Genomic DNA, 25,883 nt, shown 5'->3' on the forward strand with positions numbered 1-25,883 from the left:
ATGCAAAAAAATTAAAGATTTGGTATTCTTTAGCGGGCAGGGATGTGTACCTACTCAGTGTAGGTGTCTTTGAAGGTGACGTCGTCAAACGGCTTCTTCGTCGGTGCCACCATCCGTTCTCCCATGGCCGGGTATCCTGCAGGGATGAGTGATACGAGGGTGTACTGCGGCGGGACCTTCATGAGTTCCCGCACGGCCTCATTGTATTCCATCTTGTCACCGGCGACCCAGCAGGATGCAACTCCGTAGGCCCAGAGTCCGAGGATCAGGTTTGAGGTGGCAGCACTGCAGTCTTCCACATAGAACTTCTCGTCACGCAGACCGAAGATGGCAAAACAGGCAGGAGCGTTCGCGATGAACTTCCCGTGGCTTGCCAGTTCGCCCAGCTTTGCCAGCGTCTCCTTGTTGGTGGTGACCCCGAAGAGCCACGGCTGTCCGTTCCGGGCGGTCGGTGCCAGACGGGCGCACTCCATTGCCTGCTCGATTGCCTCCTCGGGGATCGGTTCATCCTTGTAGTTCCGGATACTGCGCCGGCCCTTGATGATGGTTGTTCCAAGATTCATAACCTAAGTTTCAGTCATCACCAATATATGCTTCGCGAAAAGTGGCCGTCAGAAGGGGAAGATGCCCCCCAGAAACGCCATCAGGTTGGTGAGTCCGGCACTGAGAATGTCCCGCGGGTCAATGCCGAGGATCGGCATGATGAAGAGGATATAGACAAATGTCCCGATGATGCTCCCGATATTGGCGAGAGCGGCCACCAGCACTACCTTGAAGAGCGGGTTTTTGCGCATCTGTTCCAGATCATCCGCCTCTGCAATCCGGCTGAAGTCAGCGGCCGTCGGGCGGCGGACTTTCGCTTCCGTGATGGCGGCAAACCATCCGGCTGCCATGAAGGGGTTAAGAGACGTCATCCATGCCACCGCGAAGGCGGTCAGTGCCGAAAACGGATGTCCGCCTGCGGCAAAGACCCCGATTGCGGCGAGAATGCCGTTAATGAGCACCCACCAGATCATCGCGGAGAGGAGCACATCAAGACCGGCGCCGGAGAATGCAATGAGGATAAGGAAGAAGGCGAAGACTGCAAGGACAAAAAAGCCAATGGCTTTTCCCCACGGGAATGTCTTCGGCTGTTCGGTGAGGCTGGCTTTGGTGGGCAGGGTTTCCGGGTGTTCCAGGTAGCGGGCAATCCCCTCCTGGTGGCCGGCACCGACCACGGCAAGCACCCGGTCATATCTCCTGCCGAGGTCGTGAATGGCATGGGCCAGATAGGCGTCCCGCTCGTCGATGAGTGCTGATGCACCTTTCGGTGCGAACCGGCGGAACTCCTCCATCGCAGCCGAAATAACATCCTGATTCGTCATCGAATCGATGTCCAACTCCTCGCCTGCCTTCCCGGCGCCTGAAACTGACCCCACAAGTGCATACACCATCTTCAGTTTCTCGGTAATGGGCATCAGGTGCCAGAATCTGCTGAAGGTGATGTGGATGTCACGGTCGGCAAGGGCAATCGGGATGCCCCGCTCCTCAGCCAGTTCAACGGCGGTCATCATCTCTGCGCCGGGCGAGACACCGGTCTCTTTCCCGATGCGCCGCTGGACATAGGCAAGCAGCCACTGGGCAAGGATGGCGGAGAAGTTCCCGCCTTTGATGACCTCATCAACAGACGGCGGCGCCGCTTCACCCTTCAGCACCATCAGGCGGCCCCGGTCCAGCTCCACGGCGACAATCTGCGGTTCAAATGTCTCTATTGCGTCGGTTACTTCGTCAACGCTCTTCTGCGAGACATGGGCCGTCCCGATAATCTTTACTTCACCCAATGCGTTTCACTCCTTCACTGTCCACCACGGCACATTCGTCCGGCCCCAGCTTCATTGCCATAAATATTTCTCTGGTGCGTTCTGCATCCTCTGCCTCTGCCGCTTCACGCCTGATGCATTCCTCTGCAATCGTCTCCGCCTCACTGCATGCCGGTTTCTGCCCGATGCCCGGGCATGCATACACCGAGAGCGCTCCGTCTTCCAGTGCAAACGGGTAGGTCCGGCAGATGAGGGGGCGTACCGGGTATATAGTACACCGGTTATTCTCATCCAGAAAGATGCAGGTTTCCTCTGTCCGGCGCAGGCACCACGCAAGCGTGAACCCTCCGCCCCCCTCTGCCGGCAGCCACTCGGGATATGGCTCTGCAATATCGTCCCATGCATATCCGGTGTGCTCCATAATTCTCCGGACTTCCGGAGCACTTACCAGAACAAGCATGCCGTCATCCTCCCCCCTGGTGCAGCATCCGCTGCACATCAGGCAGGTAAACCCGGTGGCGCGTATCTCCTCTGCCAGGCGGCGGGTATCTGCCATCACATTCAGGCCCGGTCGAGGGTCAGTGCGTTGAAATTCTCATACACCCGTTTTCCGTCGACCGAGTGGCTGACTTCCGGATGCCACTGGATGCCGAAGATGGGCTCCGTCTCATGGGCCATTGCTTCCACACCGCAGATCTTTGATGTGGCAAGCACTTTGAATCCTTCCGGCACCACGGACACCTCATCCCCGTGGGATGCCCAGACCGGAATGGTGTCCGGGTACCCGGCGAGGATGGTGTCATGGTCGTGGATGGTGACTTCTATGCCGCCGAATCCGCCGGATGCACCGGGGCGGATGGAGCCGCCGCGGGCGGTGGATATGATATGCAGGCCCAGGCAGATGCCGAGGACCGGAAGGCCGGATTCCACATATTCCGGTGCATTGCCTGCCCGATTGATGTCCGGACCGCCGCCAAGGATGATGCCGCGGCAGGACTCTCTGACCTCTGCTGCAGGGACATCGTTTTTGATCATCTTTGCGTCGATATCGAGATCCCTGAGCATCCGGAGGATAAGATGGTTAAACTGGCCAAAGTTGTTGACCACATATATGGGATGCATTTTATAGTGATTTGTTGTGCGAGGGTATATCTTTTTCAGACGTACGGCAGAAACGACCGTTCAGGGGTAGCGTATAGTGGCTGCCAGAGCTGCCGCAATCTCCTCTTCTGAATACCCACGGCGGCGTGCCAGGGCAAGAGCGCCGCCGGCACCGAACCCTTCTTTTACCAGCCGGATGCAGGCACGCGATGGTGACGGCGCCTGCACAAACCGGGCAGGGACGGGGGAGACGGTCACCGGCAGGTTCGCCTGCCCGGCAATGACTGCCACGTCTGCTGCTTCATCCTGCCAGACACGGTCGGTCATCGCACAGGTGATGCGGCCGCTGTTGTCATCTGCCAGGGCGGCCACCGCACACATCTGGGTCGCGCCGCAGAGGACGATGTCACCAGGAAATCCCTGTATGAGGCCCAGTGCCGCGGCCATGACCGGATCGCCGGTCTCCCGGACAAGGGCAGCGCCCCGGAGGGAGCAGATGTCCGGGCAGCGTGTCCGGACTTTCTCCCAGAGGGCCTCCTTTTCGGCGGCAGCATCTCTGTCTGCAGAAGAACTGACCCTGCCTTTGAATCCGCATGCCCGGAGGATGCAGAGTGCATGAGTCGTTCCGCCGGGAATGCACTCGCCCACCCAGAGGGTACGGCAGTCTTCTCCAAGGGCGGCGCCGGCGTCTGCGGCTCTCCTGACAATTTCCTCTGCATCCGGCACCGACGGGCCGTCACGGGGATCGCCTGCCGGTGTGAGTGAGAGCATGGGTGCAGAAACGGGGAGGCTCCCTGCATACCCGGCACGGAAAAAAAGAGGGGTGATGCCGGTGAGCGTGCACATCGCCCGTGTCACCCCGGCCACCGTCAGGCAGGGGGGCAGGGGGCCGGAGCCTGCTACAAAAGCAGCGTCCCGGCCCGGTGTCTGCCAGGTGTCCTCAGGTGTCCTGCCCGCCCCGGAGAGTCCGGGAATGAGGCTCAGGCGGGACGAGCCAAGAAGCACCACGAAGCCATGCGGGGTGGGCATACTCCTGTGTTCAGGAGTAATCCTTCATAAATTCGCGTATCTTTTCCCAGATGGCATCCTTCGGGTGGCCCATCGTGGATGCCAGCCAGAGGGCGCCGCCGGCACCTGCGCCTTCCTTTACTTCACCGGCACAGTAGCGGGCGAGGCCGGGATGGCCGATATTGCCGAAGTCGGGGTCCACGAACCATGCGGTGGTGCCAATCTCTGCGGCGGTCTTTTCAAAGGTGGCGTTTACGTCGTCCCGGACATATACGGTGGTGGCAAGCCGGGGCGGGGTGCCGCCAAGGGCCTTCACCAGTGCCGCGACTGCAAGCATCTGGGTGCCGCCCGCGAGGACCAGCGTGTTCGGATAGGTGGAGGCGATGCCTGCACAGACCGGCATCATCGGGTCTCCTGCCGCCCGGATGATGGCGAGTGGGTCGGTGATGCCCTCGTCTTCGATGCGTTTCAGCACCGCGGCGCAGATCTCCTCTTTTACGGATGCCGGGTGCTCCACGTGGCTGGAGCTCACATTGGCAGAATAGCCGAGCGCCCGCAGCACACAGAGTGCAGTGGTGGTGCCGCCGGGGACGCTCTCTCCTAACAGGAGGAAGTCAGAGTGCTGACCGAGGAGGGTGCCGAGGGTCTGTCCCCGGATATACAGTGCCTCGGCGTCGGGAACTGCATCGCCCTCGCGGGGGTCCCCTCCGCATGCGCCGTAGACATCAAGTGCAGGATATGACGGCGGGTATGCGACACCTGCGTTCACCACAAAGGGCTGAAGGCCGCAGAGTTCGGCCATGGCACGGGTCAGGGTGGCCGGTGTGGCACATCCGGTGGGGCTGACGGGCACGACCGGGGCGCTGGTTATTTTTCCGTTGACAATAATCTCCCCGTCCAGGACAGATGTGGCAAGCGTGAGCTCCGGTGTCGGCCCGGCAGCAGAAATCCCCGGAACGGTGGATATTCTGGTGCTGCCGATTACCACGCCCATCATCGGGCGCGAGAAGGTGATGTCAGGTTTCTCTGAAATGATGCTCATTGCCTGACTGTTGGTTGAATGAGATATTAACAGTTACAAATCAGAGTAATTAACGCAATTATATTTGTTTTCGGAACAAGCCTGCTTTGCTGGTGAAACGGGGATACAAAGGCAGTTATAGCGTGATAGTCCATCTTGGATAATACGATGAGAATCACCGAAGCGCTTCGTGCGATGCTCCAGTTTACCACCATCCTTCCGATGGGCGGACATGCGGACTACGATGCCTTTGCGCGGCATGCCTATATCCTCCCGCTCTCGGGCTACCTGATCGGGGGCATTGCTGCGCTCATTTCCATACTCTTTGTCCAACCGCAGATCGCCGGTGCTGTTGCACTGGCAGTCGTGCTGGTGCTGACCGGGTTCAACCATTTTGACGGCCTCTGCGATCTCGGCGACGGGCTGATGGCCCACGGGAGCAGGGAGAAGCGGGTGATCGCCCTCACGGACCGGACGCTCGGGGCGGGTGCGGTCGGTGCGGCAGTGGTCGTCATGCTGCTCACCTATGCGGGCCTCACCACCGTCACCTGGATTGCAGGGGCGATTCTCATTGCAGAGGTGATGGGGAAGATGGTGCAGGTCATCTTTATCGCCGCAGGTCAGCCATTCCGTGACGGGATGTTCTCCTATATCCATACATTCGCGCGCTGGTGGTTCATACCCCTCTCCTTCCTGCTGGTTGTGCCGCTTATTCTCCTGCCGGTCAGTCCGGTTTCGGTGGGGGTTGCAGCAGCAGCAGCGCTCCTCACCACTGCTGTCCTTATGGCGGTGACCCGGCGTCTCTTTGGCGGCGTGAACGGGGATATCGTCGGAGCCTCCCATGAACTGACGCGCTGTATGGTGCTTCTTGCCCTTGCGGTCACGGGGTTCTGAACTACACTGTCCGGGCACAGTGCAAAAACCCGGATGCATTGCTGTATGGCAGCAGTGCCGGCCCGGCCGTCCCGTGGAAGGGCTGAACCAGTGTTTGCTGCAAAGAGGCCAGCTCGGAAAAAAGATTGGGATAATGAACGATTCAGTAGGAATAGAGTGACTGGAACCCTTCGTTCTTGTCGTCATTGCAGAGGAGGGCGCTTCCGTCCCTGATAAAGAGGTTGAAGGTCATCTGTGCGTTCTGGAGCCCTTCATCCCCCCCTCCGCCGAATCTCATGTCAGCGATCGCTTTTTTCTGCGGGTTTGGCATTTCGCGGCGGCCGACGACGACACCTTCACAGTGAACACAGAATGCACATTTACTGTACACGGAAACTTCTCTTTCCTCGGCACATGTGACCTTTACCATATCGTTCGGGCCTGTTCTGTTCAGTGGCAACGTCTTCATCCAAAGATTTAGGTGGAATCCGATGTAATATCAGGGTGTCGGTTGGTGAGAATTTCATGCCGGAAATTCTGTGCTCTTTTCGCTGAAGAAATCATTTAAATACCTACCCCTCCTATTAATAATACTCGTATCAAAGCGACCGGGCAGACGTCTAACGAGCCCATCCTTACGATTTGGAGGTTATTGAAATATGGCAGCAGATAAGCCACACATGAATCTTGCCGTGGTCGGCCACATTGACCATGGGAAGTCAACAACCGTTGGGAGACTTCTCTTTGAGACAGGAGCAGTCCCTGCGCACATTATTGAGAACTACCGAAAGGAAGCAGAGTCAAAAGGTAAGGGCTCATTCGAATTCGCATGGGTTATGGACAACCTCAAAGAAGAGCGTGAACGTGGTATCACCATCGATATCGCTCACAAGAGGTTCGACACCGACAAGTTCTATTTTACCATTGTCGACTGCCCAGGTCACCGTGACTTCGTCAAGAACATGATCACCGGTGCATCCCAGGCTGACGCAGCACTCCTTGTTGTTGCAGCACCTGACGGCCCCATGGAACAGACAAAGGAGCACGTTTTCCTGTCACGTACCCTTGGTATCAACCAGCTCATCATCGGCATTAACAAGATGGATGCAGCAAAATACAGCGAAGAGCGCTACAATGAAGTTAAAAAACAGCTCTCTGACCTGATCAAGATGGTTGGATACAAACCTGACGACATTGAGTTCATCCCCATGTCCTCATTCGTCGGCGACAACATCGCAACCCACTCTGCAAACACCCCGTGGTACAAGGGACGCACACTTCTTGAGACCCTTGACACACTTGTTGCACCTGAGCTTCCAACCACACTTCCATTCCGTCTCCCAATCCAGGATGTATACTCCATCTCCGGTATTGGAACCGTCCCTGTCGGACGTGTTGAGACCGGTATCATGAAGAAGGGAATGAAGGTCTCTTTCATGCCTGCAAACGTGGAAGGAGAAGTCAAGTCCATTGAGATGCACCACGAAGAGCACGACACTGCACAGCCCGGTGACAACGTCGGATTCAACGTCCGTGGTGTCGGCAAGAACGACATCCGCCGTGGTGACGTCTGTGGTCCTGCAGAGAAGCCACCAACAGTTGCAGAGGAATTCATTGCACAGATTGTGGTTCTTCACCACCCCAGTGCAATCACCGTCGGATACACCCCGGTCTTCCACTGCCACACCACCCAGACTGCATGCACATTCATGGAACTTCAGAAGAAGCTCGACCCACGCACCGGCCAGGTCAAAGAAGAGAACCCCACCTTCCTCAAGACCGGCGATGCAGCAATCGTCAAGTTCCGCCCTGTCCAGCCCATGGTCATTGAGAAGATCAAAGAGATTCCGCAGCTTGGTCGCTTCGCAATCCGTGATATGGGTTCAACTATTGCAGCAGGCATGTGCATTGACGTCATTGCCAAAGATATGAGATAATCTCCTCTCATTTTTTGGTGATAAACATGCAAAAAGCCAGAATTCGTCTTTCAGGAACAGACTTTCAGCAAGTTGAAATGGTCTGTGATCGCATAAGAGAAATTGCAGAACGTACCGGCGTAAACCTCGCAGGTCCGATTCCCCTGCCCACAAAGCGCATGATCGTTCCGATTCGCAAGAGTCCGGACGGCGAGGGGACAGCAACCTGGGATCGCTGGCAGATGCGTGTGCACAAGCGCCTCATCGACCTCGATGCAGATGAGCGTGCACTGCGCCAGTTGATGCGCATTCAGGTGCCAAAAGACATTGGCATTGAAATCGTTCTGGAGAACTAAGGGTGCGGCGTGGAAGCCGCAGATTCCTCTCCAACATTTCTCCGTAGGTTACGGTTTGAACATTTATTCATTGTAATCTTTATTGTCGCGCTTATTCTGCGCTTTTTTGTCCTTGACCTGAAGCTCTTTCATCATGACGAGGCCGTGCATGCCTGGTTCTCCTTTAAACTGCTGACAGAAGGGACGTATGTATATGACCCGGTCTATCATGGTCCGCTTCTGTATTACATAACAGCGGGCATGTTCGCTCTCTTTGGTGACTCGGATCTCATCGGCCGGATAGTCCCGGCCCTGTTGGGAACGCTGATGGTGCTTCTGGTCTGGCCGATATATCGGCTGGGATATCTTGGCAGGCAGGGTGCTCTTATTGCTGCGCTGTTCCTTGCCATATCTCCGGATATGGTATATTTCTCCCGGTTCCTGCGCAATGATATCTTCATCGCCTTTTTCTCCCTGCTTATCGTTGTGGCGCTCCTGTATTATTTTGAATACGGGCAGCGCCGCTATGTGCTGGTGGCGGCCCTTGCCGCAGGGCTGGGCTGCTGTTCAAAGGAGAATATGCCTATCATCCTCGCAATATTCGGGGTATTCCTTCTCGCCGCCGTGGTGCTGAAATGGGTGCATCTGAAAAAGGGATGGTGGGTTGATTTCATCCTCGGTATTGCGGTGATGGGGGCGGTGGGTTCGCTCTTCTATTCATCCTTTGGCGCACATCCGGAAGTGCTGTGGACCGGTGCATTCCGTGCCATTGAGCACTGGACGGCAATGTCGTCCCAGCAGCGTCTTGGAGGGCCGCCATATTTCTATATCATCCTCTTCATGCTCTATGAGGTGCCGATTCTTCTCCTCGCTTGTGTGGGAACGGTGCAGGCATTTGTCTGTGTCCTGTTCCTCAGGAGGGGAAGGCGGCAGACGGAAGCAGCGGTGCCTGACGTTTCCGTGGCATCAGCCGGAGAGGATGGTGCCATACCGGAAGCGAACGGTATTTCTGCTGCTTGTGGGGCGTGTGCGGCGGAGTGCTGCATGACGCCGCCTGTCCGGTCCGAAGTGACAGAGGCGGCGGCACCTGAGCCTGTATCTGAATCTGCACCTGCACCTGAAGCGGATCTGGCTGAATCGGCGGACGGGCAGGACGCTGCAGCAGGTACGGTCGTATCTGAAAAAACGGCCACCCGTTCGTCACCGCTGCGCCGCAAAGCGTCTGCCCTTTTAGCCAGTGCGGGTGCTCTTTGTCGTGACGGAGACGGGGACAGGGAGGGGTGTAATCGCCGTCTCGGCTTTACGCTCTTCTGTATCTGGTGGATGTGTGCGTCACTTGCCACGTATGCAGTCATTGGCGAGAAGGTGCCGTGGCTGATTCTCCATCAGCTCCTTCCGATGATCTTTGTGGCGGCTTTCTTAATGACCCGCAAAAAGGCACTGCTGGCCCTTGTCCTCTCGCTCTTCCTCGTTGTGATGGTGGCCCATGTCGCCTTTACGCCGGCTGACATCAATGAACCCATCGTGCAGGTGCAGAACTCTGAGGAGCTCCGCGAACTCTTCCGCCTGATTGATGCCGGGAATAAAACTGCGGTGACATCAGAGGGCGTATGGCCGCTGCCGTGGTATTATCGGGGTGAGGGCTCTCAGAAACTGACCTATATCTCGTCTGCGGCGGATAATCCGGAGTATTTTGCAGATGGCAGATATGATGTTGTCGTCTCCCATAATCCTGACGGATTTTCTGACCTGCCGGGGTACCTGAGGACAGATGTTATCCGGCAGAGCTACTGGTTCTCCATCCATGACAACCGGGACCGGCTGCTCGCATATTATTTCCTCCGTGACGGGCAGATGGGCAGCGTTAACTGGAATATCTTTGTTCGCCCGGAGATGGCTCTGACAGGAGATATTCCGGTGAATGGCACTGCCTGACGGACTTTCTCTCCTTTTTTTGTGTGTTCTGAGTAGTTTGCCTCTTTCCTGCTCCCTTCTGTTCCCGGTATTATTTGATTTCCGGTATGCGGTATTGTGGCACCGGAAAATTGTTGCCCGGTATAGGCTGTTCTCTGTGTTCAATGGCAGCTGCCCTAATTCTGAAGTGGTGGTGACTGATAGGTATTCCGTCCTCTGAATGTCTACAGGTGCTGTGCGTACCGGATGGTGCTGAAATCTGTCTTCCTCGGTGATTAAGGGATTTTGTCTTCAGACAGCGCTCTCCTGTGAGTACAGGTTCTCGGGCAATATGTGTGAGTCGTGCAATGCAGGAAAATACGGGACTGTGGCTTATGTGAACTGTTGCTGCTCCGGTTATGCGGATCTGCAAGAAACAGCGGTTAAACGTGCTTTTTATTAAAGGAAGGTGCCGTAGTGGAAGAGTGGCGTATCAGTGCACAGAACGGTTTTTTAAAAAAAGGGAGAAATATAAAGCTGAAAGCGATGACTGTGACGATTATCCCAGCTCATCCCATTTGGTAAACCGACGGTATACCACAAATCCGATGCCTGCAATGATGACGACAGCAACGATGATGATGACATATGTCCCCAGACCGCTGAAGTCGGGGAGCAGCCCGCCTTCACCGATATTTTTTCTTAGTTCGGTAGACATTGTGAGAGCTTCATTTGCTGTCAGCTGTGCCTCGTTTGCATTCAGGCGTGACTGGTAGTAGTCCTTATTGTCTCGGAAGTCCTTTGCCTGTGACATCTGCGTCTCTGAAAGGGCCACTTTATTCTGAATCGCAGTTACCCGGGTGTCGCCCGACATGCTACGGTTGTTGATGAAGTAGGTGATGTCGCTGTTCACCTTATCGATGGTCAGCTGTGCGTCATCGATAAGCTTGCCTGCATAGGCATCTTCGAGGCTTGCTTCTGCCTGTTCAATAAGAGTCCCTGCATCCGCAAGCAGTACATTTGCCTGCGAGTAGCTGGCTGTCTTTGACTGATCAATCTTGTCATCAGCCTGCTGGAAGAGCTGTTCTGCCTGTGCGACATTCACGCCAAGTGCGGTATACTCATCAATTGATGCACGGAGCTCTGTGATCTGTTCTTCGCGGAGGTCCCGAATCTTGTCTACATCTCCGGGATTAATCACCGTACGTTCAATGAGCAACTCTCCACCGGATGGAATGTTCCCGTTTGCATCCAGTTGGCGCAGGCGGAATAGTGCCACATCAGTGGTCTGGGTGACGGTGGGTACCTTTCCGACCAGGGTATAGTCCACACTCACTTCATTGGTGTCCGGATATGCAAGGTCCCATCCGAGGAGACGCACATACCGGCTGGTGGTATGTTTTGGGATACCCTGGCTATTTACAAGGATGGTGTAATCCCATTCCGGATCAACAAGTTCGGTGTAGGCCTCAAGTTCATCATTTGTATCAAATGTGTTCTCTCCGCTGCCTGTCAGTTTGACGATGACATGAACAATCACCTGTTCGCCGGGTGCAAGGTCACCGGATGCCGGGTCTACGTCAGCGACGCTGTCAACAAAATCTGCTGCTGCTGCACCCTGCACCAGGCAGAGTGCGAGCATTAATGAAAGTATTAGTGTTACTCCCCGTTTCATGGTGTATTTCACCTGATCATCTGATTTTCATTCAAAGAGCGGATCAATCTCGTCTCCGTCGAACATGGATGAACGACGTTCTTTGGACTTGACTACATCCTCCTTTGTTTCTTTTGCAATTTCCATCAGTTCACGGATGCGTGGTGCGTCACCGATAGTTGCAAGGACAACCACTGCCGCCACCTTTGAGCTTTCTGTGGGGTAGTCACCACCACGGACTTCAACACCCGCGATGTTCTCTTCCACCCATGACTTGGATTTCTCGACACCTTTGCGGTCCATTTCATTGGGAGGACCAGCTATCAGGACAAGCGCACGCTCAGCGGTGGTGTAATCACAGGGCATGGTCAGACGGCCCAGCATAGCACGGCGCACAAGGCCGATGATCTTTGCCGATTTGTCTTCCCCGGTGAGCACTTCCTCTGCTGCTTCGCGTTTTTTGAGGCCCTTCAGAAGTCCGCCCGCAAATCCCTGTTTCTGCTTGGTGCTCTTGCTGACGGTTTCTGACACTGCATACCCGATAGTGCTCACACCGCCGCCGCGGAGCGTGTTGATGATTTCACTGGAATCAACAACCATCTCACCGACGCCGGACTTGCTGACCTCCCCTGCACGGAAGAGCACGCCGAATCTGCGGACGATTTCGTCATTAAGACGCTGATAGGCTCCGCGGACGCTCTCGCCCTCGTTTTTCCATGCACTGTTGTCAAATATGAATGTGTTGTCAGCCTCATTTACCAGCGTTGAGAGACTGCGGGCTGCATTGTAGGAGTACAGCCTGCCTTCCTCAGGTGCCGGAAGAATGCCTAACGCATAGACTGGTTCACGGTAAATTCGCTTCAGGTGGCGTGCCAGCACCGGTGATCCACCGGACCCGGTACCTCCGCCAAGACCTGCGCAGATTACAAATGCATCAATGTCGTGGGTACCGCGGTTGTCGATGGTGTTGATGATGCTGTCAATCTCATCTGCGGTGATTTTGGCTCCGGTTACGTTGTCAGTGCCGACTCCGTGGCCTTTGACCACGGTCTGTCCAATGAGGATGCGATCCTTGAGCTCGATGTTGTCGAGACCCATAAGATCCGTCCGTGCAGTGTTTACTGCAATTCCCCGGAAGCTCCTTGTCGGTGCCTTCTTGTCCTGTTCAATGAACATGTCGACAATTTTTCCGCCTGCCTGGCCGAATCCTATGAAAAAAACTCTCATATGTGCACACCATCCGATCGAATGAAAATAATCGCTTCTTCAGATTATAAGACATGTTTCTTTCATAACTTCAAAAACTTTCTTATGGCAATTCCTGTTAATAATAGATATATAATGAGAATCTGCATCATAGGCGGAGGATTAACCGGTCTTTCTGCCGCATATTACCTCTCCCGCACTTACTCTGTTGATGTGCTGGAGGCCTCAGCAGAGACCGGCGGTCTGTTATCCTCCTCTCCTGTCCATGATACCAATATTGAGCGATATTATCACCATTGCTTCTCCGGTGATGCGCACCTTCTGGCGCTCATGGATGAACTTGGTCTCGCAGCAGATCTCACCTGGCTCAACGGGAGCACCGGTTATTTCAGCGAGGGCCGCATCTATCCGCTGACGACTCCTTTTGAGATTCTCCGCTATCCGCTTCTCACGCTGCGCGATAAAATCAGGCTTGGGCTTCTGACGCTCAGGGCCGGAAAATATCGGGCGTCATCCTATGATGATATGACTGCAGACGCCTTTATTCTGGATACCTGCGGCCGGCATGCCTATGATTCGTTCTTTGCGCCACTGCTGCGCAGCAAATTCGGGGACTGGCGGCATGAGGTATCGGCTGCATGGCTGATATCGCGGATTGCCATCCGTTCTGATCGTGGTCCGCAGGGAGAGCGGCTGGGATATCTGCGGCATGGCTACCAGAGCCTTATCACTGCGCTATCGGATGCAGTCCGCAGGAACGGCGGGGCAATTCATACCGGCATCCCTGCCCACGCCCTTGAAAAAACGGAGGAAGGGACATGGATGGTCAACGGGGCACCCTATGATGCAGTGGTCTCAACCGTGCGCCCCTCCATTCTCACCTCTCTGGGCGGCCCCTCGCTCCCGGAGATCCCGTATCAGGGGGCGGCCTGCGTGACGATGGGCCTCTCCCGTGATGTACTGCAGGGCATCTACTGGGTCAATGTGAAGGATGAAGCGCCATACGGGGCGGTCATCGGGCACACAAACTTTGCTCCCTTTGAGTGGTATGGGGAGCATATCGTCTATCTGGCATCCTACTTCCGGGACCGGCTCCCCGAGGGCCATGAAGAGCGGATGATCACAGATTTCTGCAACCGTTTCAGCGTCTCCCGTGATGAAATTCGCTGGCATTATATGACGACCGATACCGCCGCAGGGCCGGTATACACCACCGGATACCGAAATCTTATTCCCCCGTATGAGGTGGACGGCCTCTACTGCGCCGGAATGTTCTCTTCTCCCAATTATCCGGAGCGGAGCATGGAGGGTTCGGTGGCTGCGGCACAGGCGGTGGCAGAGACGATCACGTCCAGGGAGGCGTCGCGTGACTGAATACGAGGTCTGCGCCATTCTTCCGGTCTACAATGACCGGGAGGCGCTCGAGACTGCCATCCCCCGCTCCATTGAGGTGCTGGAGGGGATCACGGATTCATTCCTGCTCGCGGTGGCAGAGGATGGCAGCACCGACGGCAGTGCGGAGTTTGTGCGTGAATGGGAGAACAAAGACTCTCGTGTCCGGCTCTTTCATGCAGAAGAGCGCCTTGGCCGCGGGACGGCCCTGACCCGTGTCATCCGTGCAGTGGATGCAGATATTGTCTGTTATTATGATGTGGACCTTGCAACCGATATGGCACACCTGCCCGCACTGATTCAGGCCATCCGTGACGGCAGTGATGTGGCAACCGGGTCGCGCCTGATGCCGGAGAGCGATATTGTGCGCACACAGGGGCGTGAAGTGGCAAGCCGGGGGTATAACTTTCTGGTGCGCACAGTGCTGAAGAGCACGCTGTATGACCACCAGTGCGGGTTTAAGGCGGTCCGCCGGGAGCGTATCCTCCCCCTTCTGGACAGCATTGAGGCCCCGCACTGGTTCTGGGACACAGAACTCCTCGTCCGGTCGCAGAACCGGGGATTTCGTATTGCAGAAATACCTGTGCGCTGGCGGACCAGTGACAAGACGACAGTCAGATTCAGCGATGTGTCTGAAATGGGAATGGCGATCTTCCACCTGAGGCGGCACCTGAATGATTAAAAAGGCAACAGCCATTGTGCTGCCCACCATTCTTGCCGTTGGCATCATCGCGTTTATGCTTTACCGCGTATGGGATGACCTTCTCATCGCCGTCCAGAATGCAGTCTGGTCATACCTGATTCTTGCGGTTGCCATCTGTGTGGGTGCATGGTTTCTTCGCGGCATCCGGTACCGCTCCATCCTTGCAAGCCTCGCGGTATCTGTCTCCCTCTGGCTTTCTACTGCCTGCATCTACCTCTCGCAGACGGCAAATCTCATCGTCCCGGCACGACTGGGCGACCTGATCCGGCTCTTTATCCTGAGGCATGAAGCGGATGCGACCTATACGAGCGGCCTCTCGTCTGTGGTGGTGGAACGGTTCTTCGACATCGTGACCATCGCGCTCCTGGGTGCGGTGACCCTTCCCTTCGTCCTGAATGTCCCTGACTGGTTCATCACCGTCATCTATGTGGCGCTTGGACTCTGCGGCATCTTTGTGCTGGTGCTCTTCTCTGCCGGGCGGCTGCAGTCTGAGAACAAATATCTGAAAGCGGGTATTGACCTCCTGAATCAGGTGAAGGCCGCCTCGCTCTCGGCAAAGGGGATTGTGGGTCTCTCTGCCCTTTCCATCGTGATATGGCTCACTGATGTGGTTATATGCTATATCATTGCCCTGATGTTCGGCGCGGCCATTCCGTTTGTAGTGGTCACGCTTGCCATTGTCATCGGAAATCTGGTCAAGGCGGTGCCGGTCACGCCCGGCGGTGTCGGCACCTATGAGATCGCCGTTGCGCTCACCCTGTCGCTTGCCGGTGTGGACCCTGCGGTTGCGACTCTTATTGCGGTAATCGACCATCTCGTCAAAAACGGCGTCACGGTTGCAGGCGGCGTGGCTTCGCTCTATGTCTTTGGTGACTGGGCAGTCTCCCTTCTGCGCCGTGCCTTCTCCCACTCCCTGGATGTGTCGGAGGTCAAATGATCGGGGCGGCTGCTCAGGCAGCAGGGCTGATACTCTGGCTGCTTATTTTGAAGGTCCTGCAGATGGCACTCTGGCCTGCCCTTTCAAATGCATTCGGGCGGTTTGCCTATCCGGTCTCCTACCCCCTTTCGTTCCTCCTCTTTGGCGGCATCAGCTGGTACCTGGGCCTTGTGCATATCCCGGTGCAGGCGGCGGTGGTGCCGTTTCTTTTGGTCATCGGGTATTATGCCGCCACCGGCTGGTACACCCGCGGGAAATTTTCCGGTGTCTGGAAGTGGGACGCGGCCTTTCTGCTCTGTTTCGTGTTCATGACCGAGGTCCGGTTCTTCAACCCGATGATCTCGTACGCAGAGAAGTTCATGGACCATGCGTTCCTTGCGTCCGTAATGCGTGCGCCGGTGGTGCCTCCGGCTGACCCGTGGTTTGCCGGGGGGTCGCTTGCGATCTACTACTACCTCGGGCACTGGATGATGGGGGTGACGGGCATTCTCTCCGGCACACCGTCATCGGTCGCCTTTAATCTCATCCTGCCGACGGTCTTAGCCAATGCAGCCGTCTCCCTCTATGCGGCCGGTCACCTGCTCCTCACCCGCTTCCGGGCACTTCCGATAGCGGCTCTCTTTCTGGTCAACCCCTCGTTTATTGTTCAGGTGATCTCCGGCGCCAATGCATCCGGTGTGCTCTGGAATTCCACCCGCACCATCACTGACACCATCAATGAATATCCGTTCTTCTCCTTTCTCTGGGGGGACCCTCATGCCCATGTCATCTCGCTCTTCGTGCAGGCGCTCTTCATCTTTCTCATGCTCTACATCCTGCATGAATGGGGTGGTTTATCCGAGCGGAGCAGGTGGATATGTCTGGGTGCGGCAGCGCTCGCACTGGGTGTGATGCCGGGCATTAATTCATGGGATGTCCTCGTGTATGCGCCGCTTCTGCTTGCCGTCGGGGCACTTGTCTGGTACCGGGCCAAAGAGGCTGCGGTACCTGACCCATATCCGTGGCGCCTCTTTCTGGTCTGTCCGGTACTCTCCGTTCTCCTCTTCGCCCCCTACTATTTGATGCTCACGACACAGGGCATCGCCGGCATCGCCATCGTGCCGGGCCCCTCTCCGATACCGGAGTTCATGCTGGTCTACGGATTTTTCATCGTAGTCTTCTGGTGCGCCACGCTTCGCGACATATGGCAAAACACCTGGCTCCTTATTGTGCTCGTGCCCTTTGTTCTCACCGGGTATGTGGCTGCAGGTCTTGCCGCAGTGCCGCTTGCCGCCCTCCTCATGCGGCGGAAGTTCCTGCCTGCTGAGGTGATTTCCATCTTCGGGATGGCTGTCCTGATATTCACCGAACTCTTCTATCTCATCGACGGGATGGGGGATGTCTACTACCGGATGAATACGGTATTCAAATTTGGTCTGGCTGCCTGGATGATGATGAGTGCCGGTGCCTTCCTCTGGCTGGGTGACTGGCTGACACAGCATGTCGGGGATCGGTTTGCATCGGCACGGGCCGTCCGCGCCGGCACCGCTCTTATGGTTCTTCTTCTGGTCTGTGCGCCGGTGGCCATTCCGGACCTGACCTATGGCTACGGCGGCAAGACGCTGGACGGTCTTGCCTGGGTGGAGGGATCTCATCCGGGTGACGCTGCCGCGGTGGCATATCTCTCAGCCCTGCAGGGGAACATCACCATTGTTGAGGCTGAGGGGGGGGACTACAAATATTATTCCCGTATATCGTCATTCACCGGCATCCCCACGGTCATCGGGATGCCGTTTCACGAGATCATGTGGCGGGGGAATGATGCCGGCGTCTTGCAGCGTGCTGCCGATGTGCAGATGATCTATGAAGATCCGTCCCGTTCTCCGTCGCTGTTAGCGCTCTACGGGGTCGACTATCTGGTGCTGGGGGATACCGAACATGAGCGATATACCGTCCTCCTTCCGGATGGGATTCTGGAGCAGGTATTTTCGGAAAACGGGACCTCAATATTCCGCGTTATGGCGCCTTCTGCCTGAATTCAAACGGAATATGGTGCGGGTGGAGGTTAGGTTCAATAACCTTTATTTCCCACACTGTCGATATGATATGGCTACATCAATCACGAACTGATGAGTGATGAGGGAGCAATACGCTACCCACATGCTCCGGCAGAAGGCCGGGTGCATTTTGTGCTCCTGAATGAGGTGAGTTATGTCAAAAGTATACGCAACATTTGAAGTTCCAGACGAGATCCAGAACAAAGCTCTCGAAGTTCTTGAGGTCTCCCGGGACACAGGCAAAATTAAGAAAGGATCGAACGAAGCAACAAAGGCTGTCGAACGCGGAAACGCTGAGCTCGTGCTTATCGGCGGCGACGTTGAGCCGGAAGAGATTGTGATGCACCTTCCGGCACTCTGCGACGAAAAGCAGATTCCGTACCTGATCATCAATAAGCAGAATGATGTTGGCGCCGCAAGCGGACTGGACGTTGGTTCAGCAGCAGCAGCAATCGTCAAAGCCGGAAAGGCAAAAGATCTCCTTGACGAAGTTGTCGGGCAGATCAAAGAACTGAGAGGGTGAACTGACCTATGGCAGACGCAACGCCGGCAGAAGTCCTCGAGGTCATCGGCAGTACCGGCATGCATGGGGAAGCCATGCAGGTGAAGTGCCGTATCCTTGAAGGAAACAACAAAGGCCGTATTATCACCCGTAACACGGTTGGTCCTATCCGTGAGGGCGACGTCCTGATGCTCATCGAAACTGAGCGTGAGGCAAAGAAACTTTCAAGAAGGTGAAGTGAATGGTTGAGCATCATATCTGTACGTTCTGCGGTGAGCCGCTGGAACCCGGTACCGGAAAGATGTATGTCCGTAAAGACGGATCCATCTATTACTTCTGCAGCCCAAAATGCCAGAGCAACTACGACCTCAAGCGTGTCCCCCGTCGTGTTGTCTGGACCAAGGCAGGCCGCAAGGCACTTGGTAAGGAGTGATCCCTTTATGGATCGCACTTTTTTAATGATCAAGCCCGATGGTGTCCAGCGCGGCCTTGTCGGTGAAATCATTGCCCGGTTTGAGAAGAAAGGCCTGAAGATGGTCGCCGGAAAGTTTGAGACTCTTCCGGAAGACCGTGTGATGGAGCACTATGCTGAGCACACTGAAAAGCCATTCTTCGCAGGTCTGAAGGCCTATATCACCAGCGGACCCTGTTTCCTGATGGTATGGGAAGGCAAAAATATCGTTGCCATCACCCGGCAGATGATCGGGGCAACAAACCCTGCAGAAGCAGCACCCGGCACCATTCGTGGTGACTGTGCAATGGAAATAGGAATGAACGTTATCCATGGCTCTGACTCAGATGAGACAGCAGCACGCGAGATTGCGATTCATTTCGCTCCGGAAGAGATTTCCTCATACACCCGGATTGACGAAGCATTCCTGTACGAATAAGCGGTACAGGTAATTTTCTTTTTTTTTTGGCGCCGTGCCGACACCGATAGTGTATCCATCCGCAATCCCTGTGGGCATAGATATGCCGTCTGTTAGTTTTTTTCTCCCGCATTAAGAGACAGCGGCGGAGATATTTGTTGAATGCCGGCATGAATAAAAAGGTAAATGAAGGCATAGAAGAGATTTATTGCTGATAACCGGAGGGTGTTGTACAATCATGTCTGAATTGGTACTGAGGGGGGGGATGATTCTTGTCGGCGGGTCCATTGTTCTTGCAGGGACGGTGATCGCAGCGGAGATAATGGGGTATTCTGTACCGTTTGGGGGTCCGCTGCTTCTCATCTGTGCTGCGCTTATCATTGCCGGGGTGTTTATTGTGAACAGGAGCGCTGTTGCAACGGCATCCGGGGACTCCTGATGGGGGAGGGATGCGTTCGCATCTGCTGTGTGCAGGCGAAGAGCGCTCCTGACGATCCTGAACAGAATTTTGCGCGTGCGCTGGAATTTGCGCGGGAGGCGGGACAGCGGGGTGCCTCTCTTGTCGTATTTCCCGAGCAGTATCCAACGGGGTGGGATCCCCATGGAACGGAGTTCACGGATGACGGGTCCGGTGCCATCTGCCGGGGGTGGGCGGCAGTGGCGGCGGAGGCAGGCACTCATGTGCTGGGTTCATACCGGAAAGAGACGGATACCCTGCCGCAGAATGTTGCCGCAGTCTTTGCCCCGGACGGCACTCGTATTGCAGAGTATGCCAAGATTCACCTCTTTTCGCCGGGCGGGGAGGATGAGTCGTTTCTGCCGGGGGACGAGCTTGCCACATTCACGCTCGGCGGGGTCATGTTTGGCATTGCTATCTGCTATGACCTGCGGTTTGCCGATCTCTTCTCTGCCTATGCACGGGCGGGATGTGATGCAGTGGTCGTGCCTGCGGCGTGGCCCTGCGCCCGCCTGAAGCACTGGGACCTCTTTTTGCATGCCCGTGCCCTTGAAAACCAGATGTATGTGGCGGGCGTGAACCCGGCAGGCGGGCTCACCGGAGAAGGCACCTGCGGGGGGACTGGCGTTGTCGACCCGCAGGGGGAGGCCGCTGTCCGGGCAGATGATGCGGGGACTGCGCTTCTCTGTGCGGATATCAGCCCGGCCGCTGTCCGGGCGGCGCGTGCTGCATTTCCGGTGCGTGCAGACCGCCGGGATGATCTCTATTCCTGTCTCTGAGGGGGTTGATAAGGGGAGTATCTATACCTATCGCGGGCACCAATCTATACAGCATGTATCGTCTTGTCTGCATAGGCTGTGGTACTGAATATTCAGCGGATGAAATCATCTACCGCTGCAGTGCATGCGGTCATCTGCTTGCGGTGAAATACGACCTTGATGAACTGAATATCTCGCGTGCCGAGTGGGACCGCCGTCCCCTGAAACTCTGGCGCTACCGGGAACTCTTACCCGTGACGGGAGAGCCTGTCTCCCTGCAGGAAGGAGGCACGCCGCTCTACCACATGAAGAGAATCGGTGAGGAGCTCGGCCTGAAAAACCTGTATGCAAAGCATGAAGGAATGAACCCGTCCGGTTCGTTCAAGGACCGCGGGATGACCGTCGGTGTCTCGATGGCGCTCCAGCTCGGGATGAAGACTGTTGCCTGTGCGTCAACCGGCAACACCTCGGCGTCTCTGGCGGTGTATGCGGCAAAGGCAGGCATTCCTTCCGTTGTGCTTCTCCCTGCCGGGAAAGTGGCGCTTGGAAAGGTGGCGCAGGCACTGATGCATGGTGCAAAGGTCATTGCCATCCGCGGCAACTTCGACCGCGCACTCGAGATGGTGCACGATCTCTGCATCTCTGAAGGGCTTTATCTCTTAAACTCAGTCAATCCCTACCGGCTGGAAGGGCAGAAGACGATAGGGTTTGAAGTCATTGACCAGCTGGGGGAAGTCCCGGACCGCATCGTTCTCCCGGTCGGCAATGCCGGGAATATCTCTGCTGTCCACAAAGGCCTCGGTGAACTCATCGAACTCGGGTTCATCGACCGGATGCCGATGATGACCGGCATTCAGGCAGCCGGGTCACAGCCGGTTGTCGAGGCGATCGCCGGAAATCTGCCGGAAGTCATACCATTCAAAGAGCCGGAGACGGTGGCGACCGCCATTCGTATCGGTGCACCGGTCAATGCGGAGAAGGCGCTGCGTGCCATCCGCGAGACCGGCGGGACGGCTGAGTCTGTCACCGATGAGGAGATCCTTGCAATGCAGCGCGACCTCGCACGCAAGGAAGGTATCGGTGTGGAACCTGCGTCTGCAGCGTCGGTTGCCGGTATCAAAAAGCTGGTGGAAGCAGGCCGCATCGACCCTGACGAACGGATTGTGTGTGTGGTGACCGGGCACCTCCTGAAAGACCCGGAGACGGTGATCCGCCAATGCGAACCGCCCATAGAGATAGACGCAGATATTCAGTCGCTCTTGTCTGTCTTGCGCTGATTCTCTGTGCAGGCACGGCGTCTGCTCTCTCGGCCGTCTATACGGTCGCAGAGAATGGCACTGCCTATACCGCAGAGATTGAGGTGCTCCAGGCAGAGAAGTATGCCTTCACCGAGCCGGGGCTGTTGGGCGAACCGGTGCCGATTACGGTATCGGATATCTCGCTTTTCAATGCAACCGGTCCGGTGAACTATACAGAGGATTTCTCCGGCACCATACGGTTTCCCGAAGGCAATTATACGATTCACTTTGTCGCACCCCTGAAATCAAATGAACTCACAGTGCTTCTTGCCGATGCCTCCACGATTACGGTATCGCTGCCAGAGAAATACCGGGTGGAAAACCCGCTTCTGGGCTCCGTGAGTTCAGGCGGTGTTGTCAATGCGACCGGCAACGGCACGACGATTCTCTGGGAGAATGCCCGGAGTGCACAGGTGCGCTATTATGACGCCTTCCAGGAACAGGCGCTTCTCATCTTCGGGACATTCTGGATCGGCCTTGTGGTCATATTCCTGGTCCCGTACCTGATTGTCCGCCGCAAAAAAGAGTGATCCAACGGATGCGTGGCGGCACCCTCTTATATCTGGCAGGTAATATCTGCCAGATATATGAGGTGAAATGATTGCGAATACAACTGATTCTTTTTGCGTGTTTTATCGGCCTTGTCGGTGTCTGTGCGATGCCGGCTGGTGCATCGGTGGCTGATGTCACCCAGGGGTCGACTGTTTTTGTCGGTGAAGAGGGCCTTGTCCTGCAGCCGGGCGTTTTGGCAGCCAATGATACCCAGGTGGCATGGTATCCGTCCGGGACGGATGTTTCCGTTACGAGTGTGCCGGAGATTACCGTGACTGTGACTCCTTCACCGTTTGATGTGACACCCGTGCAGTTTGGCAGCCGCACCGGTGCGTGGTACTCATATCCGAACGGGGTGGCACAGGCAACGCCTCATGTGGCGTTTCTGGTGGACCAGCCGGAAGCAAGGGTAAAGCTCTGGGTCTACACCTCCGGCGGGGGCGAGGACGGCACCGGGTATAAGACCATCCGGGGCGTGAAACTCGGGTTCAGGATGGAGACGAACCTGTATCCAATCTTCAACCGTCCGGGTGTCAGTGCCGTTGATCCCGGCATTGATATCTATGTGGAGGCTCCGGGGGGGTTCACGTATTCGGCGCTCTATGACGATGCAGCCGTCCCCCGTGCAGTATCTATCACCGAACAGCATCCGCAGACTGCCTATGCCTATGTGCCGGTGCAGCCCGGTGCTACCTGCGTCTGGGACACCGGCAATTCTGCGTATGATGCCGGAGAGTATACCTACTATGCCTATGCCGATGTGAACGGGCTGAAAAATGTGGTGGGAAGGATAGAGGGCGATACCTTTACCCTGCTTGCGACGGCAACGGATTCTGTCGGGACAGCGCCCACTCCGGAAATTCCGACTCTGATCACCGGCACCGGGACAGTCACGCTTGATACCACCACCGGTGGCATTGTGCAGACAGATACCATCCTGTATGATGGGGAGAAGATGGCATATGTCTCGATAGCGGAAGGGACACGGGCCTTAAACGACAAGGCGCAGGCGCTCATGTCCCTTTCCATGATCATGGTGGGCGACCCGCAGAATGTCGGCCCGCTCCCTGAGGGGCAGAATCCGCTATCCACCTACCGCATCAGCCCGGAGGGGTCATCGCTCTTTCCGTCTGCTGACCTGGGCATTCTCATCGGTGATAACTCCCTCTCCCACAATCTATGGTGGTGGAGTGAATCCGCAGGCAGATGGTATGCGGTTTCCGCAGAGACAGACAGTAATGACGGCTACCTGAAGGCAGCGATCACAAAGACCGGGTATTATATGATGACCTATCCGTCAGGAATGCCCTCAACAGCCACTCCAACCGCTGAACCGACCATCCTGCCGGAGCCGACGGCAACAGCAGAACCGACGGCATCGCCCACGCCCACACAGACACCTTCCGGGTTCCTGGGGATTCTGGCAGGACTGGGAGCATGCGCTCTTCTGAAGAAGAGATAATCCAATCCTCCTTTTTCCGGGATTAAAAAAAGTGGCGAATGTCCACCGAAGGTGGGTTATTCATTCAGTTCGATATCGATGTTGTATTTTTCGGCGTTTGCATCAGCGATTGCCTGAATCTTTGCAATCTCTTCGGGAACCGGCTGTGGCTTAAAGAGGTGGCGGAACCGCTTCTGTGCCTTCAGATAGTCGTCAACCGGGACACGGCGCACTTTCTTTGCCTTTTTCAGCTCGCCGTTTTCCATCTCGTAGTTGACCCAGAGGCCACACTCGATGGCCTGTTTGCCGATTTCAATGGTCTTAGCACCATCAAAACCCCATCCTGTGCTGCACGGTGCATGGACCTGGATGTAGCATGCACCGGGCGTGTTGACTGCTTTTTCGACTTTCTTCATGACGTCCATCGGGTATGCAACCGATGCTGTTGCGACATAGGATGCGCCGTGGGCGTTGAGAATCTGGGGGAGATCTTTCTTGGGCCGGGAGTTACCCATTGACATCCTGCCTGCAGGCGATGTCGTGGTGCTTGCGTCATACGGGGTGGCACCGGATCGCTGGATACCAGTGTTCATGTAGGCCTCGTTGTCGTAGCAGATGTAGGTGATGTCGTGCCCACGCTCGAAGGCACCGGAGATGCAGAGCATACCGATGTCAAAGGTGGCGCCGTCACCACAGATGCAGACGACCTTCTCTGTCCGGTTGTTGTGCTTCAGGGAAGCCTCGACGCCGGATGCGACTGCTGCTGCGTTCTCGAAGAGCGAGTGGATCCACGGAACCTTCCATGCGGTCTCGGGATACGGCGTGGAGAACACCTCCATGCACCCGGTGGATGCGACAATGATGGTGTCTTCCCCGGCGCCTTTCAGGATGAGCCGTGCAAGCATCGCAGGGCCGCATCCTCCACAGGCTCGGTGGCCGCAGTCAAAGAGTTCCAGTGACTTGTCGACCATTTAGAGCACCTCCGTTCTCAGACCATAGAACATATTTCCTTCCCCTTTCTCTGCAAGGGCAGCAATGGCACGGATGTCCTTTTTGCGGATATCCCTGCCTCCGAGACCGGTGACATAGCTGTATACGTCAATGCCGGTGCCGGTCAGTGCGTCCTTCACTTCAGGGCCCACAGCTCCTTTCATGGCAGAGCCGAGGGAAATGTTCTTCTCAAGGACTGCAACTTTCGAGACTCCTGCGAGCGCCTGTGCAAGCTCTTTTGCCGGGAACGGGCGGTAGGTCCGAATCTTGACAAGGCCTGCCTTGATGCCGTCTGCACGCATCTCGTCGATGGCGTCTTTTACCGTGCCGCAGATGGAGCCGAGCGCAACGAATGCGACATCAGCGTCGTCCATGCGGTAACTCTCGGTGTGGGTGGAGTAGTCGCGGCCGAACATCTCGCCGAATTCTTTACCGGCTTTGCTGATGGCGTCACCGGCACGCTGCAGGGCTGCATCCGTCTCATACCTGAACTCCATGTAGTAGTCAGGGGTGGCGTACATGCCCATAGAGAGCGGTGCTTTTGCATCGAGTTTGTTGTAGGGCACATAGGGCGGGAGGAATGCGTCTATTTCCTCCTGTGTCGGGATGTCCACCGGTTCGTAGGTGTGCGAGAGGATGAACCCGTCAAAGCAGACAAATCCGGGGAGCAGGACATCATGCTGTTCTGCTGCCTTGTATGCAATGAAGTGCTGGTCCGTCATCTCCTGCACATCTTCTCCGTAGAGGTGGAACCATCCGGCATCTCTGAGGGAGATGGAGTCCTGCTGGTCGTTCCAGATGGAGAGCGGTGCGCCGAGTGCACGGTTTGCAATCGACATGATGATCGGCTGGCGCATGCCTGCCACATTGAAGACCACTTCTGCCATGAGCATGAGGCCCTGCGATGAGGTGGCCGAGTAGACTCGGGAGCCTGCGGCGGATGATCCGAGGCAGACGGAGAGTGCGGAGAGTTCTGATTCCACACAGATATATTCTGCGTCAAGGTCCCCGTCTGCGACAAAATCTGCCAGACGTTCAACGATATGGGTCTGGGGGGTGATTGGGTAAGCTGAGACGACCTCCGGCCGGCAGAGCTTGGCTGCCTCTGCAACGGCGTGAGACCCTTCCATTATCTGTAACAT

The 25,883-nt window shown here is 56.1% G+C and carries 28 protein-coding genes; 17 read left to right on the forward strand and 11 right to left on the reverse strand.

What is annotated here, in order from left to right; all coding sequences use genetic code 11:
* Nucleotides 1–50: 50 nt before the first annotated feature.
* From L1S32_RS00245 to cobT, 6 genes are read right to left on the reverse strand one after another with little or no spacing between them, the layout of a single operon-like run.
* A complete protein-coding gene (locus L1S32_RS00245) occupies nucleotides 51–563 on the reverse strand; it encodes a nitroreductase family protein (RefSeq protein WP_278155380.1) in 513 nt (170 codons plus the stop codon).
* A 48-nt stretch (nucleotides 564–611) separates the two neighbouring features.
* Nucleotides 612–1,820 (reverse strand): TraB/GumN family protein, encoded by a 1,209-nt coding sequence (locus L1S32_RS00250; protein ID WP_278155381.1) that lies wholly within the window; start codon nucleotides 1,818–1,820, stop codon nucleotides 612–614.
* Nucleotides 1,813–2,355 (reverse strand): YkgJ family cysteine cluster protein, encoded by a 543-nt coding sequence (locus L1S32_RS00255; protein WP_278155382.1) that lies wholly within the window; start codon nucleotides 2,353–2,355, stop codon nucleotides 1,813–1,815. The genes L1S32_RS00250 and L1S32_RS00255 overlap by 8 nt, the downstream gene beginning before the upstream one ends.
* Before the next feature lie 5 nt (nucleotides 2,356–2,360).
* Complete coding sequence (locus L1S32_RS00260) at nucleotides 2,361–2,921, reverse strand: GMP synthase subunit A (protein WP_278155383.1); 561 nt, start codon at nucleotides 2,919–2,921, stop codon at nucleotides 2,361–2,363.
* A 60-nt stretch (nucleotides 2,922–2,981) separates the two neighbouring features.
* Entirely contained in the window at nucleotides 2,982–3,929 is a 948-nt protein-coding gene (locus L1S32_RS00265) for a hypothetical protein (protein ID WP_278155384.1), read from the reverse strand.
* A 10-nt stretch (nucleotides 3,930–3,939) separates the two neighbouring features.
* Complete coding sequence (gene cobT / locus L1S32_RS00270; protein ID WP_278155385.1) at nucleotides 3,940–4,950, reverse strand: nicotinate mononucleotide-dependent phosphoribosyltransferase CobT; 1,011 nt, start codon at nucleotides 4,948–4,950, stop codon at nucleotides 3,940–3,942.
* A gap of 147 nt (nucleotides 4,951–5,097) precedes the next feature.
* Between cobT and cobS the strand changes: the two genes are divergently transcribed.
* Nucleotides 5,098–5,823 (forward strand): adenosylcobinamide-GDP ribazoletransferase, encoded by a 726-nt coding sequence (gene cobS / locus L1S32_RS00275; RefSeq protein WP_278155386.1) that lies wholly within the window; start codon nucleotides 5,098–5,100, stop codon nucleotides 5,821–5,823.
* Nucleotides 5,824–5,965: 142 nt separating this feature from the next.
* Here cobS and L1S32_RS00280 read toward each other — a convergent pair whose 3' ends face one another.
* A complete protein-coding gene (locus tag L1S32_RS00280; protein ID WP_278155387.1) occupies nucleotides 5,966–6,193 on the reverse strand; it encodes a hypothetical protein in 228 nt (75 codons plus the stop codon).
* 268 nt (nucleotides 6,194–6,461) lie between these two features.
* Here L1S32_RS00280 and tuf point away from each other — a divergent pair, with 268 nt between their 5' ends.
* The 3 genes from tuf to L1S32_RS00295 are packed head-to-tail and all read left to right on the forward strand — an operon-like array spanning nucleotide 6,462 to nucleotide 9,988.
* The gene (gene tuf, locus L1S32_RS00285) at nucleotides 6,462–7,739 is read left to right on the forward strand and encodes a translation elongation factor EF-1 subunit alpha (protein ID WP_278155388.1); all 1,278 of its coding nucleotides are present in this window, start codon (nucleotides 6,462–6,464) and stop codon (nucleotides 7,737–7,739) included.
* A gap of 26 nt (nucleotides 7,740–7,765) precedes the next feature.
* Nucleotides 7,766–8,074: a 30S ribosomal protein S10 gene (gene rpsJ / locus L1S32_RS00290; RefSeq protein WP_278155389.1), complete on the forward strand. Its 309-nt coding sequence runs from the start codon at nucleotides 7,766–7,768 to the stop codon at nucleotides 8,072–8,074.
* 9 nt (nucleotides 8,075–8,083) lie between these two features.
* Nucleotides 8,084–9,988 (forward strand): flippase activity-associated protein Agl23, encoded by a 1,905-nt coding sequence (locus tag L1S32_RS00295; RefSeq protein ID WP_278155390.1) that lies wholly within the window; start codon nucleotides 8,084–8,086, stop codon nucleotides 9,986–9,988.
* A gap of 517 nt (nucleotides 9,989–10,505) precedes the next feature.
* Here L1S32_RS00295 and L1S32_RS00300 read toward each other — a convergent pair.
* Together L1S32_RS00300 and L1S32_RS00305 are read right to left on the reverse strand one after the other, a co-directional pair.
* On the reverse strand, nucleotides 10,506–11,621 hold the full coding sequence (locus L1S32_RS00300; protein WP_278155391.1) for a hypothetical protein: 1,116 nt from the start codon (nucleotides 11,619–11,621) through the stop codon (nucleotides 10,506–10,508).
* A gap of 27 nt (nucleotides 11,622–11,648) precedes the next feature.
* Nucleotides 11,649–12,827, reverse strand: coding sequence for a tubulin/FtsZ family protein (locus L1S32_RS00305; protein ID WP_278155392.1), 1,179 nt, complete (start codon nucleotides 12,825–12,827; stop codon nucleotides 11,649–11,651).
* 114 nt (nucleotides 12,828–12,941) lie between these two features.
* On the opposite strand from L1S32_RS00305, the gene L1S32_RS00310 reads away from it, so the two are divergent.
* From L1S32_RS00310 to L1S32_RS00370, 13 genes are all read left to right on the forward strand, one after another.
* Entirely contained in the window at nucleotides 12,942–14,180 is a 1,239-nt protein-coding gene (locus L1S32_RS00310) for an NAD(P)/FAD-dependent oxidoreductase (protein WP_278155393.1), read from the forward strand.
* A complete protein-coding gene (locus L1S32_RS00315) occupies nucleotides 14,173–14,880 on the forward strand; it encodes a glycosyltransferase (protein WP_278155394.1) in 708 nt (235 codons plus the stop codon). Before L1S32_RS00310 ends, L1S32_RS00315 begins: the two co-directional genes overlap by 8 nt.
* Nucleotides 14,873–15,838, forward strand: a complete 966-nt coding sequence (locus L1S32_RS00320) for a lysylphosphatidylglycerol synthase transmembrane domain-containing protein (RefSeq protein ID WP_278155395.1) — start codon at nucleotides 14,873–14,875, stop codon at nucleotides 15,836–15,838. Before L1S32_RS00315 ends, L1S32_RS00320 begins: the two co-directional genes overlap by 8 nt.
* On the forward strand, nucleotides 15,835–17,853 hold the full coding sequence (locus L1S32_RS00325) for a DUF2298 domain-containing protein (RefSeq protein WP_278155396.1): 2,019 nt from the start codon (nucleotides 15,835–15,837) through the stop codon (nucleotides 17,851–17,853). The genes L1S32_RS00320 and L1S32_RS00325 overlap by 4 nt, the downstream gene beginning before the upstream one ends.
* A 175-nt stretch (nucleotides 17,854–18,028) precedes the next feature.
* On the forward strand, nucleotides 18,029–18,397 hold the full coding sequence (gene rpl7ae, locus L1S32_RS00330; RefSeq protein ID WP_278155397.1) for a 50S ribosomal protein L7Ae: 369 nt from the start codon (nucleotides 18,029–18,031) through the stop codon (nucleotides 18,395–18,397).
* Between the two features lie 8 nt (nucleotides 18,398–18,405).
* Nucleotides 18,406–18,612 carry a 30S ribosomal protein S28e gene (locus L1S32_RS00335; protein WP_268185794.1) on the forward strand — a complete coding sequence of 69 codons (207 nt, stop codon included), beginning with the start codon at nucleotides 18,406–18,408 and terminating at the stop codon, nucleotides 18,610–18,612.
* A 5-nt stretch (nucleotides 18,613–18,617) separates the two neighbouring features.
* On the forward strand, nucleotides 18,618–18,809 hold the full coding sequence (locus tag L1S32_RS00340; protein WP_278155398.1) for a 50S ribosomal protein L24e: 192 nt from the start codon (nucleotides 18,618–18,620) through the stop codon (nucleotides 18,807–18,809).
* A 7-nt stretch (nucleotides 18,810–18,816) separates the two neighbouring features.
* A complete protein-coding gene (ndk, locus tag L1S32_RS00345) occupies nucleotides 18,817–19,266 on the forward strand; it encodes a nucleoside-diphosphate kinase (RefSeq protein ID WP_278155399.1) in 450 nt (149 codons plus the stop codon).
* Nucleotides 19,267–19,483: 217 nt separating this feature from the next.
* The gene (locus L1S32_RS00350) at nucleotides 19,484–19,684 is read left to right on the forward strand and encodes a hypothetical protein (RefSeq protein WP_278155400.1); all 201 of its coding nucleotides are present in this window, start codon (nucleotides 19,484–19,486) and stop codon (nucleotides 19,682–19,684) included.
* On the forward strand, nucleotides 19,684–20,481 hold the full coding sequence (locus tag L1S32_RS00355) for a nitrilase-related carbon-nitrogen hydrolase (RefSeq protein WP_278155401.1): 798 nt from the start codon (nucleotides 19,684–19,686) through the stop codon (nucleotides 20,479–20,481). Before L1S32_RS00350 ends, L1S32_RS00355 begins: the two co-directional genes overlap by 1 nt.
* A gap of 53 nt (nucleotides 20,482–20,534) precedes the next feature.
* Complete coding sequence (gene thrC, locus L1S32_RS00360) at nucleotides 20,535–21,737, forward strand: threonine synthase (protein ID WP_278155402.1); 1,203 nt, start codon at nucleotides 20,535–20,537, stop codon at nucleotides 21,735–21,737.
* A complete protein-coding gene (locus L1S32_RS00365) occupies nucleotides 21,677–22,288 on the forward strand; it encodes a DUF5803 family protein (protein ID WP_278155403.1) in 612 nt (203 codons plus the stop codon). Before thrC ends, L1S32_RS00365 begins: the two co-directional genes overlap by 61 nt.
* Nucleotides 22,289–22,359: 71 nt before the next feature.
* Nucleotides 22,360–23,772, forward strand: coding sequence for a DUF3821 domain-containing protein (locus L1S32_RS00370; protein WP_278155404.1), 1,413 nt, complete (start codon nucleotides 22,360–22,362; stop codon nucleotides 23,770–23,772).
* 56 nt (nucleotides 23,773–23,828) lie between these two features.
* Here the strand turns inward: L1S32_RS00370 and L1S32_RS00375 are convergent, their stop codons facing one another.
* Complete coding sequence (locus L1S32_RS00375; RefSeq protein ID WP_278155405.1) at nucleotides 23,829–24,722, reverse strand: thiamine pyrophosphate-dependent enzyme; 894 nt, start codon at nucleotides 24,720–24,722, stop codon at nucleotides 23,829–23,831.
* Complete coding sequence (locus L1S32_RS00380; RefSeq protein WP_278155406.1) at nucleotides 24,723–25,883, reverse strand: transketolase C-terminal domain-containing protein; 1,161 nt, start codon at nucleotides 25,881–25,883, stop codon at nucleotides 24,723–24,725. It lies immediately after the preceding gene.

Source organism: Methanogenium sp. S4BF (assembly GCF_029633965.1).
Lineage (GTDB): Archaea > Halobacteriota > Methanomicrobia > Methanomicrobiales > Methanomicrobiaceae > Methanogenium.